A 12,094-nucleotide genomic window follows, 5' to 3' on the forward strand; every position below is an offset into this window, starting at 1 on the left:
GCTACTGACTTGTCGTCAGGTCTGGATTTCTGCAGGAATTTCTATACATTAGAGGGCTGCCGCAGGTATTTTCCGGAGACTTTTGTCATGTTCACGTCACCATCAACGCTTTTCAGCCGATTGCTCAGCCAGCCTCTGCAACAGACGAGGCTATGCGCCGCCCTGTTGGCAACAATTTTAGCCGCCTGCACACCGGACTCCTCTCCCCCTGCATCGCCGGACAGCGCTGCCACCACAGGCGCAGATCAGAGTGCGACACCCTACACCCGTATTTATCCGCCGCATCCTGATGATGCACTGGCTGCCCACATTTACGAACTTGATAACGGTCTGCGTGTCTACCTGACACAGAACCCCGAAGAGCCACGATTCTATGCGGAGATCGCCGTACGTGCGGGCAGCAAGCAGGATCCGGCCAATGCCACCGGCCTGGCGCACTATCTTGAGCATTTGCTGTTCAAAGGCAACCAGTCGCTGGGCACACTGGATTACAGTGCAGAACAACCGCATCTTGAGCAGATAGAAGCGTTATACGAACAACACTTCAGCGAAACTGATGAACAACGCCGCGACGAAATTTACGCTGAAATCAACCGCATTTCACAATTGGCCGCGATGTACGCCGTGCCCAACGAAATCGACACGCTGTACAGCAGCATGGGGGCCAGCGGCCTGAACGCCCACACCTGGCACGAAGAAACCGTATACAAAGTAAGCCTGCCCGCCAACCGCTTGCAACAATGGGCCGCGATTGAAGCGGACCGCTTTGTTGACCCGGTGTTCAGAATGTTCCACACCGAGCTGGAAGTGGTCTACGAGGAAAAAAACCGGACCCTGGACAACCGCGACCGCATCTCCTATTACGCACTGGCGGACCTGCTGTACAAGAACCACCCCTATGGCCAGCAATCCACCATTGGTGATGCCGAACATTTAAAAAATCCCTCGCTGGTGTATATCCAGGACTATTTCGACACCTGGTATGTGCCCAATAACATGGCGATTTTTATCAGCGGTGATATTGATATCGAAGAAACCATGCAAGTCATCAGCGACGAATTTTCCGACTGGGAAGCCAGACCACTGCCGCCGGCGCAATCCTGGCAGGAAGCGCCGATCACCGACATAGAGCGTGTCACGGTGACCTACCCTGGCCAGGAAGAAGTGCAGATGGCGTTCCGCACAGTGCCTGTTGCTCACCCCGACCAGGAAGCACTGATGCTGCTGGACATGATTCTGGACAATCGTACCGCCGGCCTGATCAACCTCAATCTGAATCAGCGCCAGCGCGTGCAGGCTGCCGGCTCGTCACCGGAGTTTCTCAATGACTACGGCTCCCAGCGCTTGTGGGGCGTGCCTCGCGAAGGCCAGTCACTGGAGGAAGTGGAGGCCTTGTTGCTCGAACAGCTGGATATCATCAAGCGCGGCGAATTCGACGACTGGATTCTGCCAGCCATTCTTAATGACTTCCGGCGCATGAACATGCGCGCGCTGGAATCAAACACAGCACGCGTGGCTGATATGCGCTCTGCATTCCTCAGCAACAGCGACTGGAACTATCACATCAACCAGATGGCGCGGCTGGAAGCGGTCACAAGACAGGACATTGTTGACGTTGCCAATCGGTACTTTGGCGATAATAACTATGTGGCCGTGCACCGTGTTGACGGCCCTGCCGTCATTCCGCCGGTGGACAAACCACAAATCGATCCGGTGCAGATTGACCCAAGCCGCCAGTCACAGTTTGCCGCCCGGATTCTGGCCATGCCTTATGAAGAAATTGAGCCGACTTTCCTGGAGGCGGATCGTGACTACCAGATTACCGGGTATGCACCGGATGTACCGCTGTATTACGCCCGCAACCCCCTGAACGAATTGTTCACGCTCAGCATCAGTATCGATATCGGCACCGAAGAGAACGACCTGCTGAGTCTGGCCGGTGCGCTGATGGGCAAAGCAGGGACTGAAAACCTGTCCGCAGAGGAATTGCAGAAAGAATGGTATCGCCTGGGCAGTGATTTTGGCCTGAGCAGCAGTGCCAATGAAACCAGCATCGTCATCACGGGTCTGGACTCACAATTTGAAGAATCACTGGCGTTGATGCTGGAACTGATCAGCGCGCCCCGCGCCGACGAGGAAACATTTGCTGATCTGAAGGCGACAATACTGCAGGCCCGACGCGAACAACGCGAAGACCCACAAGCGATCAGTCAGGCGCTGTATCTGTATAACCGCTATGGTGACGAGTCTCCCATGTTGCAGGCGATGAGCAGCGACGCTATCGCAGCGGTCGAGCTCGACGACCTGGTTGCACTGATCAGTGGTCTGCAACAGTATCAGCACCGCATCAGCTACACCGGCTCAATGCCGCTGGAGCGAGTCACCGCCATCCTGCGCGACCACCATCAGCCCGCCGATCTGCTGGCGCCCCCCGCCTATCAATACCGTCGTGCCCGTCAGATCACTGATAACGAGATCTATGTCATCCATCGGGAAACCGCACAGTCACAGGTGCGCCTGGAATTCCCAGACGGCACCTACCAGGAAGACCTGGTCGTGCCCGCATCGGTGTACAACAGCTACTTCGGCGCCAGCATGTCCAGTGTGGTGTTTCAGGAGTTGCGCGAGGCACGCGCACTGGCGTACTCGGCCGGCGCGAACTACGCCCAGGGCAGTCGACTTGACGCACAAACGATGGTGCTGGGTGCTATCGGCTCTCAGAACGACAAGGCGGTGGAGGCGACCGCTGTTTTTGTAGACCTGTTCGACAACATGCCGCGTTCCAGCGACCGTTTTGAGGACGCTGTGAATTCCCTGCTCAACCGCTACCGCACCTCCACCGTTGGTTTCCGGCAGATCCCGGGCACAGTCTATGCCTGGCAACAGCTGGGCCTGAACGGTGACCCGCGTCGGCAGCGATTTGCCCAGCTGCAGGAAATGACGCTGGAGCAGCTGTTGCAGTTTCAGCAGACCCATGTCGCGGGTCGTGCAAAACTGATTTCCATCGTTGGAGACACCAGCCGGATAGACATGGACGCACTGGCGGAGCTGGGTACTATTCGTGAACTGACGGTTGCTGACGTTTTTGTGGAGTAGCGCCATGGCGGGTGCCGGATCAGCCGAACAGGTGTTGTCGATTTCAGCGCTGGACAAGCGTTATGGCAACACACCTGTGTTGACGCAATTAAATCTTGCCGTGCAGCGGGGTGCCATTCACGGGCTGGTCGGACTCAATGGCTCCGGCAAAACCACCACCCTGGAGTGTGTGCTGGGCATGCAGGCCTTCCAGGCTGGCGAACTGCAGGTTATGGGCCGACATCCATCCCGACTCTGGCAAGGCCGGGGCGACGTCGTCGGCATTTTTGACGCGCCCAGCCTGCACCCTGCGCTCACCGTACGTCAGGTGCTTGAGCACGCCCGGCTTGTTTGTCATCACCCCGTGCGCACGCCGGCTGAAGTCGAAACACTGCTGGGTATCAGCCGCTACAGCAAATACAAGATTAAACAGCTGTCACTGGGCAATCGGCGTCGCGCCTCTATCGCCCATGCGCTCATCGGCCAACCCGAATTCATTGTTCTGGATGAACCGTTCAATGGCCTTGATGCAGGTGGTGTGGAGGATGTGCTGGCGCTGATCCGGCAGCTCAACCGCGAGCATGGCACCACCTTCCTGTTATCCAGCCACCAGCTGGCCTATCTGGAGAATATTTGTAGTCACCTGGCCATTCTGCATCAGGGCCGTATCGTGCTCAGCGACAGTGTCAATACACTGTTTCACAGTGAGCTGGCCCGCCTCAGCATTCGTTGTGATCCGGCTGACAAAGCCCGCGCCCTGCTCGCCGGCATCGCCGGCGTCAGTGACATCACTCATCACAATGCCGATCCGCAGGGCTACCTCAGCATGACCGTAAGCAACATTGATGCAGCCACCATTAACCGCACACTGGTGCAGGCGGGTGTGTCTGTGTCGGGGCTGGAAATGCAACAACCAAGTCTGACCCAGCTGTTCCACGATGTTGTGGAGGCGCACTGATGGATGGATTCATCACGGCATTAAAAGCCGAATTGTTTGTTGCCCTGCGCAGCAACCCGACCCGCCTGGTCGTGTTGTTGCCCGCTGTCATCAGCGCGCTGCAACTGGTGTTGATGAGTTTTCGCAGTGCCGGTGAACAGGCGCGGGATGCGCTGACAGGTCAGGGGTTCAATCAGGGCACAGTTGACGGCGCTGCGGCCTGGGGCGCACTGGTAGATGCCATGTCCACCGGCCTGACGCTGATCGGACTGACACTGGTTGCTTATGCCGCCTGGAGTTTTGCGGCTGACAAGGATAGCGGTGCACTGCGCCATTTATTGATCCGCCGGGTCAGCAGACGCGCATTGGTGCTGGCTAAGCTGGTATGCGCACACATCGTGGGCGCCCTGTCGGTGGCACTGATGCTGGCTGCTGCCATACTGACCGCCAATGGTCTGTGGGACTTCGGCCCCGTTGTTGAAGATGGTTACGAACTGATCGGCATTGACGAGATTCACCGCGAGATACGCACGGGTCTGACCCTGGCGCTGATTCCGCTGCCGGCAGCCATCGCACTGGGCACGCTTATTTCCGTGAGCACACAGAATGCCACCCAGGCGATTACCGCTGCGCTTGGTCTGACCCTGGCACTGGATATCTTTAAAGGACTGATGGGGAATTTTTCCGGCTACCTGTATGTCACCTATCAAGCCTCCTTGTTGAACGAGTCATATCTGAACGACGTTGGTCGCCTGGTGCGCGGATTCTCTGACGTGCTGATTGATCCGGCAGCACTGCAACTCAACCAGTGGGCACCATGGCCACAAATGCTGGTGTTTGTCACCCTCAGCCTGCTGGTGGTTGGATACCGGAAATTATGAAAGTGCTATGCAGCAAGGTGCGCTTGCAAGGGAGTTGTTAGATGCGGTCAATCAATACTGTGTTGCTTTGCCTGATCTCGCTGAGCGCATGTGTCAGCCATGAACCACTGCAACGCGTGCCGACCCTGTCGTTGTCACCGGAGAATGTTGTGCTGTCGGGTGGCACCGGCGCCCCGCAGACAGCCGGCATTAATTTCGGCCTGACCGGCGGCATCAATGAGAGTGACTCCCTGACCAATATCAGTGTTTTGCCCGGCATCCGGGTGCGTGCTGTCGCGCCCGGTGGTGCCGCCGAACGCGCCGGTATCCGTGCCGGCGATGTTATCCTGCGCATAGACGGCGATGACAGCAATCATCCCGACGTGCTCGATGCACTGGCAGTGCAGACCACCGAGGCGCGCAGCTTCGACTTCGAGGTGCGCCGCAACACCACGGTGTTCATGGCGACCCTGAACGTCACACCGCTGACCGACCAGCAAACTGCGCCGGTAGAACTGTACCGCGCCGACCCGGTGCTGCTGCGTGCCGGTTTCACCACCGAGCTGCTGCGCGACAGCGATGGCGGCAGGGTATCAGGGGCACGCGTCGTGCGTCTGTTTGATGACAGCCCTCTGGCCAGTGCCGACATCCGCACCAACGATATCATTCTGACGGTCGACAACAGACCGGTAGAATCCGCGCAGGGACTGGTCACTGTCTTGGCACAGAACTACACAGCAGGCGATCGTGTCACGCTTGGCGTGAGCCGCGACAATGCCGTGCGTTACCAAGGCATTGATTTATGGCATCCGGGCCGTAAACTGAGCCGGCTAAGCCTGTGGCCATTGTTCAGTTATGAATCCACGGCAGAGCCGGACCAGACCCGTATCAGAGTGGGTGACCTGATCCTGTTTTCCTTGTTTTCCTTCCAGCGCAATGGCGCCGAGCGCGAGTACAATATACTGGGCCTGTTCCGCACTGCCAGTGACTATGGTGAACTGATTGAGGAATGACATGCGCAGGTGCCGTATCACAAGGTTGGCTGCAGCCGTGCTGATGGCTGGCTCCAGTATCTGTGCCACAGGGGTACTGGCGCAGGAAGCATCACGCCCGCTCAACTATATCGCGTCGCAGATCCCGGCGCCGGAGTGGCCCAATCAATGGGTGATGGCCGATCTCGACGGCGATGGGCACGAAGACCTTGTGCTTCCGCAATGGAGCGCTGATACCGGCAGGCAATTGCTGGTGTTTCTGCAGCAGCCCAACAACCGGTTTCCTGCCCGACCATCCAGTTACATTGCCATCCTGCCAGAAATAGTGGCCGTGGGCTTTGCTGATTTGCGCCCGGAGCCCGGGGTCGAGTTGTTATTGTTCACCGGCACCGCCGCCTTCAGCCTGTCGTCAGCCATTGATGGCTACAGCGGCAATATCCGGCCCTTGTTTGAATGGCCTCTGATTGCAGCCATTCCCGATCGCAGAGTGACCGAATTCCTGCCTCCACCCACTGACATCAATGGTGATGGTCACGTAGATCTGTTACTGCCCGGCCCGGAAGGCTACGGTCTGTTTCGTGGCGGACCCGATGAGCAGTTTTCGCAGGTACATGTCTTCTCCACGGTCAACGAAGAACTGGACCCGGCGGACCTGCCCGATAGTGCCGGACGTTTTTCCACACAGGTGGAAATCAACCGGCAGGATGGGCTTATCGTCCGGATCAACGCGCGTCCCAATTCTGCTTTTGAAAATTTTCTCGGCGATACCAACAGTGACAACAACGTGTTGCTTGATCGCAGTCACTGGCTGCCGCCTGCGGTACTGAGCGCCATGACCGATGCTGATGCCAATGATATTGTCTACCTGAATATAGGCAACGATATTCGTGGTCAACTCAATGTACTCGCGCAGCAGCCTGATGGTCACTTCAATGCACAACCGGACTGGCAGGGGCCGATCGACATGGAGGGCGATATACAGCTCCTCGACATCAACGGCGATGGCCTGACCGACGTCATGCGTATTGTGGAAGACGGCGACAACTGGGACGTTTTTTTTCATGTCAATCGAGGCGGACATTTTGCTTTTGACCAGCCCGACCAGGTCATGCGTTTCAGCGGCTACGATTTGCAAATCGGTGTCAGCGATATTGCGGGCAACGGCTATCCGGTGCTCAGTGTCAGCTACTACACCATCCCGGTTGTTAATGCGATTCGCAATACCAGTGTTGTGCGCACCCAATTACTCTATGGCAGCAACAACAACCGCGAACAATACCGGTTTAATGCCCGGCCCGATTTCAGTCTGGAGGAGAGTTTTTCCGCCAGCAGCATCCGTGGCCTGTCCAGCCCCATTTATCTGAATGCGGATCTCAATGGCAACGGCCGCATGGATGCCCTGTACCTCACCGCCGAGGGCACCCTCGCGGCCAGAGCCATCGATGACAACCTGCAATTTGCCAGCGAACCTTTTTGGCAATACGTGCCGGAGCGCACGATCATCGGGTTCAGCGTGCAGGATCTCAACGCGGATGGCATTCCGGATATCCTGTTGAATCACTCCAATACAAGCACCGTGCTGGTATCTTCGCCATGACCTGTTATCACCCAAGAGCCTGTTTAAAAACTGCCGGTTATGGCACAGCCTGTCTGTTCCTGCTGGTGCCCGGTCTGCTTGTCGCCGATGACAGCCTCCCCGGCTACCGGGAATTTGCATTCTCGCTGCCCCCATCAACCGAACGCATGCTGATTGTCGATGCCGATGGTGATGGCCGCAATGACCTGATGGCATTTGCCGACAACACCATCAGCCTGTACTTCCACACCGCCGGGGGCTTCGATTTTACCACCCCGACCGCACAGCTGGAGCTGCCCGGCAAGGCCGTGGGCTGGGACATCAGTGACAACTACTCTGCCAGTGGCGCCTATTCCCTGATCGCGCTCATTGACGGTAATCGGGTTTTGCGCTGGCAAATCCAGGATCAACAATTCAGTGATGCCACCCCCTTGCTCAGCGAGTTATCCGGCTTTCTTGGTCAAGGCGTTTACCGACTCAACTTCTCCCGCGATATCAATGCTGACGGCCTCGATGATCTGATTATCCCTGGCGCAGGCCAGCTCGCCCTGCATATACGCAATACAGATGGCAGTTACCAGCAGCCACTGGCGATATCATCAGACATGCAACTGCGAACCGTGCTGACGCCCGACAATCCCCGCAATCTCAGTGTTATCGGTTCGGATGACCGACGCCAGCAACCCGTTGACCTGACCCGGGACGTGGGTCAAACGCTGCGCATTCCATTGATGTCGCTGCGCGATGTAAACGGCGACGGGCGGGGCGATCTGATTTCCGATACCGATGAGCGGTTTGATGTATTTCTGGCCAATGCCGACGGCAACAGCAATTACTTTTCATCTGCACCAAGCTACAGTATTGACCGCACCGCTATCCGCGAGCGCCTGGGTGACTTTGATGTTGATCAGCTCGACTTTGCCAACCTCACCGGCGTGCTGGCGCTGACCCATGAAGAAATTCTGCAGGACATGAACGGTGATGGTATTGATGACATGATTCTGCGCGAAGGCGGTCGTGTTGCCCTGCACCTGGGAAGCAGCGAAGGCATTGGTTTTGACCAGGCAGACCAGATCCTGCGCTCCGGCGGCAACGTGCTGAGTGTCTTCCTGCACGATGAGGATGGTGACGAACAACCCGACCTCTGGTTATGGCGCGTTGAACAGGTGTCCCTGGGCGATGTGTTCTTGTGGCTGGCGATATCCGGTACCATCAATATCGAGGCTTTTGTTTATCCCAACGAAGGCGATACCTTCGCACGGCGACCCGCACGAAGGATTACCGTCGCCCTGCGCTTTCCTTCGGCAGTGAGAATGCTAAGTTCGGTGCAGGACATCAGGGATCGCGCCAGCAATACCGGGGTGGTAGTGCCAACAACCCGCGCCGCGCTATCAACGGGGCCGGGAAACACCCCGGCAATGGGCACTGCCATGGAGGATCTGCTGGTCTTGCTGGGCGATCAGGTCAATGTCTTTTATCGCGCGCTGACACCGGCAGCTGATGCCGACGAGGACCGCTTTCTCGCCTCGATTGACTACGAACGCGGCCGTGACAACTATGAAATCGATGTTCGTCGCATCATCGACGAGTTCGACATCGGGGTAAATCGTGATCTGAACTCAATCAGTGACCGGCAGCCGGATATCAGTCTGTCGTTGGCGACTGAAGCGCAGCGCGGCGATATTGTTGCAACCGACCTGAACAACAACGGCAGGGACGATATTTTTGTGTTCCTGGAACGCAGTGATACTGCCGTTAGCGGTGTGTTATGGTTGTCGGGCATCGAATGATGCCAGCCAAACAGATACCTTCTTCCCAGATACAAGCCAGGACAGAAAACAATGAAAAAAATTGTCTGGATAAGCTTTATCAGCGCACTTGTCATCGTCAACCTGCTCGCCTTTGCCGCTGACAGGTTCGGCGATGTGTATATTGCCATGCCCTACCGCCTGGTCGTGGTACTGAGTATTACCATGATCAGTTGTGTATTCGGCGGCGCCTGGATGTTGCTGAACGCAGCTGATGAGGAAGTGCCCGTCACCAAAAACGAATCATCAACAACGCATGACAGCGAGCACCAGGACTGACATTACAGGGGCCAGACCCAGAGCAATACCGGCAGACTGACACACACCACCACGATGTCGACCGGCAGACCAAGGCGCCAGTAATCACCGAATTTGAACCCGCCCGGCCCCAGAATCAGGGTATTGTTCTGATGCCCTATCGGCGTCAGAAACGCGCAAGACGCACCGATTGCAACCGCCATCAGGAACGAATCGGGATTAACATTGAGCTGCGCTGCCAGGCTGATCGCCAGCGGACACATCACTGCGGCTGTCGCTGCATTGTTCATGAAATCAGTCAACAGCATTGTCATGATCAACATCAGAGCCAGGGCAATCACGGGATCGCCCTGCGCGATCGAATCCAGCAGCACCGAGGCCATTACGTCAGTTGCACCGGTACTGGCCATTGCGCCTGCAACCGGCAACAGCGCACCTAGCAATATGATCACTGGCCAGTCGATGGCCTCGTACACGGCTCGCATGGGAATTATTTTCAGCGCCATGTAAATCAATACTGCTGTGGCAAATGCAACCGAGACCGGTAACACGCCTAGCGCGGTAACACCGATGGCACCCAGAAATATGGCGCCGGCCATAAAGGCACGGCCCTTGACCGGCACTCTGATATCGCGCGCGGCCAGCGGCACGCATCGATAATCCCCGGCAAAGCCTGCGACTGCTTCCGGCACTCCCTGCATTAACAGCACATCGCCCGCCTGCATTGTGGTCTGGCGCAGGCGCTTGATAGATCGGCGGCCCTGGCGGGATACCGCCAGCAAATTGATGCCATAACGCGTGCGCAGTTCAATATCAGTCGCCGAACGCCCGACCAGTGTTGAACCCGGCATGACCGCCAACTCCTGAATGACGATTTCATCGGATTTGGAAACAGATTTGGTTTCCGTTTCGGATTTTTTTTCATCGCTGGTGGTTTCAGTCTTTTTCGCAGTATCACTTTTGCGGGCAGCGCTCGCCGTCTCCGGCCTGTTCGGTGTGACTCTCTTGCCCCCCCGCTTCCTCGTACCGTTTTTGTCAACAGATGCCTCGGTGCGTTCATCAAGGCTGGATTCATCCTCGTGCTCGTGTGCCGTCTCATCGACCGGCACTTCCTCTTCCAGTTTCAGGCCCAGGCTCGACAACGCGGCCCCCATGGACTCGGGTTCCGCCTCGATAACCAGAATGTCATCGTCACGCAGAACCCGACGGGAGTAAGGCGCGATGACCCTGACATCACCGCGCACAAGACCCACTATCTGCGCATCAGCTTTTTCCAGGATGACTTCTACTTCGCGCAGGGTTTTGCCAACTGCTTTGCTGCCGCTTGGAATTCTGACTTCGGTTAGATATGTGCCCGTCTCAAAGCTGGACGCTTCCGCATTGCGTCGGGCCGGCACCAGCCGCCAGCCAATCAAACCGACAAACAGGATGCCCACCAGGGTAATCGACAGGCCCACCGGCGTGAAATCAAACATGCCAAAGTGGCCAAGACCCGCTTCATTGCGAAACCCCGACACAATCAGGTTAGGCGGCGTACCGATCAATGTGGTGGTGCCGCCCAGGATGGACCCGAAAGCTAATGGCATCAGAACCCGGCCTGGTGGCAAACCCAGCCGCGATGCCACCTGAATCGATACCGGCATTAACAGCGCCAGGGCGCCTACATTATTCATGAAGCCGGATAAAACCGCTGCCAGCGCAGTCAATGCAAAAATACTCAGAGTCGGGCCGGTGTTAGACGGCAATACCTTTTTGGCCAGGGCATCAACGGCGCCGGTAATCTGCAAGCCGTAGCTGAGCACCAGGACGCAGGCAACGGTAACCACTGCCGGATGGCCGAAGCCCGCAAACGCCACGTCGGCTGACACCAGTCCGGTGAGGATACAGGCCAGCAAAGCGCCCCCGGCTACCATGTCATGTCGCCAACGTCCCCAAATGAACATGCCCATGCTGCAAACCAGAATGGCAATGATAGTCAGCTGGTCTGCAGTCATGCGTGCGCTCCAATAGCCAGATATTGGGGAATACCCTGTGGCGTTATTAGACACCAAGGTCAGGTCATGGGCAATGCCCGCACGCTTGTTGTGTGACGCCGATTTCTGCTACGCTCCAGCGACCATGCAGTAACTGCATAATAAGGAGATTGATCGTGAAAACAACAATGTGCAAAAGAATGATTAACACCCTGGCCTCAGCGTCCTTTGTGGTGCTGGCGGCGCTACTGTCCCCCGGCCAGGCCCTGGCTCAGGACAATGGCCCGGTCTTCGAGCTACGCACCTATACCGCGACTCCCGGCAACCTCGACAAGCTGCTGGCCCGCTTCCGCGACCACACCATGGCGTTGTTCGAAAAACACGGCATGACCAATATTGGCTACTGGCTGCCTGTCGACCCCGAAGAAGCCGAAGACACGCTGATTTATCTGCTTAAACATGACAGTCAGGAAGCGGCCAACGCGTCCTGGCGCGCTTTCGGCTCCGATCCGGCATGGGCTGTGGTCAACGAGGAATCCAATCGCGATGGCGCAATTCTGCAGGGCGTCGAGCGCAAATACCTGACGGCAACAGATTTTTCCCAGATGAAATAAC

At 56.9% G+C, this 12,094-nt stretch carries 9 protein-coding genes; 8 read left to right on the forward strand and 1 reads right to left on the reverse strand.

Features of this window, described 5'->3' with window-relative positions; translation table 11 throughout:
• The first annotated feature begins 87 nt into the window (after positions 1–87).
• The 7 genes from WD071_RS04660 to WD071_RS04690 are packed head-to-tail and all read left to right on the forward strand — an operon-like array spanning position 88 to position 9,527.
• A complete protein-coding gene (locus WD071_RS04660; RefSeq protein ID WP_368047177.1) occupies positions 88–3,096 on the forward strand; it encodes a M16 family metallopeptidase in 3,009 nt (1,002 codons plus the stop codon).
• Between the two features lie 4 nt (positions 3,097–3,100).
• A complete protein-coding gene (locus WD071_RS04665; RefSeq protein WP_368047178.1) occupies positions 3,101–4,033 on the forward strand; it encodes an ABC transporter ATP-binding protein in 933 nt (310 codons plus the stop codon).
• Positions 4,033–4,893, forward strand: a complete 861-nt coding sequence (locus WD071_RS04670; RefSeq protein ID WP_368047180.1) for an ABC transporter permease subunit — start codon at positions 4,033–4,035, stop codon at positions 4,891–4,893. Before WD071_RS04665 ends, WD071_RS04670 begins: the two co-directional genes overlap by 1 nt.
• A 41-nt stretch (positions 4,894–4,934) precedes the next feature.
• Positions 4,935–5,885: a PDZ domain-containing protein gene (locus WD071_RS04675; protein ID WP_368047181.1), complete on the forward strand. Its 951-nt coding sequence runs from the start codon at positions 4,935–4,937 to the stop codon at positions 5,883–5,885.
• 1 nt (position 5,886) lies between these two features.
• The gene (locus WD071_RS04680) at positions 5,887–7,461 is read left to right on the forward strand and encodes an FG-GAP repeat domain-containing protein (RefSeq protein WP_368047182.1); all 1,575 of its coding nucleotides are present in this window, start codon (positions 5,887–5,889) and stop codon (positions 7,459–7,461) included.
• On the forward strand, positions 7,458–9,230 hold the full coding sequence (locus WD071_RS04685) for an FG-GAP repeat domain-containing protein (protein WP_368047183.1): 1,773 nt from the start codon (positions 7,458–7,460) through the stop codon (positions 9,228–9,230). The genes WD071_RS04680 and WD071_RS04685 overlap by 4 nt, the downstream gene beginning before the upstream one ends.
• 51 nt (positions 9,231–9,281) lie before the next feature.
• Positions 9,282–9,527: a hypothetical protein gene (locus WD071_RS04690; protein ID WP_368047184.1), complete on the forward strand. Its 246-nt coding sequence runs from the start codon at positions 9,282–9,284 to the stop codon at positions 9,525–9,527.
• Positions 9,528–9,529: 2 nt separating this feature from the next.
• Here the strand turns inward: WD071_RS04690 and WD071_RS04695 are convergent, their stop codons facing one another.
• Positions 9,530–11,500, reverse strand: a complete 1,971-nt coding sequence (locus WD071_RS04695; protein ID WP_368047185.1) for an SLC13 family permease — start codon at positions 11,498–11,500, stop codon at positions 9,530–9,532.
• Between the two features lie 155 nt (positions 11,501–11,655).
• Here WD071_RS04695 and WD071_RS04700 point away from each other — a divergent pair, with 155 nt between their 5' ends.
• Positions 11,656–12,093: an NIPSNAP family protein gene (locus WD071_RS04700; protein ID WP_368047186.1), complete on the forward strand. Its 438-nt coding sequence runs from the start codon at positions 11,656–11,658 to the stop codon at positions 12,091–12,093.
• Position 12,094: the final 1 nt, after the last annotated feature.

It is taken from the genome of Pseudohongiella sp. (assembly GCF_040877505.1).
Taxonomy (GTDB): domain Bacteria; phylum Pseudomonadota; class Gammaproteobacteria; order Pseudomonadales; family Pseudohongiellaceae; genus Pseudohongiella.

Excerpts from the sequence above, each read along its gene's own strand:
- WD071_RS04675 (WP_368047181.1), top strand. The coding sequence starts at position 4,935 with ATGCGGTCAATCAATACTGTGTTGCTTTGCCTGATCTCGCTGAGCGCA.
- WD071_RS04680 (WP_368047182.1), top strand. The coding sequence starts at position 5,887 with ATGCGCAGGTGCCGTATCACAAGGTTGGCTGCAGCCGTGCTGATGGCT.
- WD071_RS04695 (WP_368047185.1), bottom strand. The coding sequence starts at position 11,500 with ATGACTGCAGACCAGCTGACTATCATTGCCATTCTGGTTTGCAGCATG.
- WD071_RS04690 (WP_368047184.1), top strand. The coding sequence starts at position 9,282 with ATGAAAAAAATTGTCTGGATAAGCTTTATCAGCGCACTTGTCATCGTC.
- WD071_RS04660 (WP_368047177.1), top strand. The coding sequence starts at position 88 with ATGTTCACGTCACCATCAACGCTTTTCAGCCGATTGCTCAGCCAGCCT.
- WD071_RS04670 (WP_368047180.1), top strand. The coding sequence starts at position 4,033 with ATGGATGGATTCATCACGGCATTAAAAGCCGAATTGTTTGTTGCCCTG.
- WD071_RS04665 (WP_368047178.1), top strand. The coding sequence starts at position 3,101 with ATGGCGGGTGCCGGATCAGCCGAACAGGTGTTGTCGATTTCAGCGCTG.
- WD071_RS04685 (WP_368047183.1), top strand. The coding sequence starts at position 7,458 with ATGACCTGTTATCACCCAAGAGCCTGTTTAAAAACTGCCGGTTATGGC.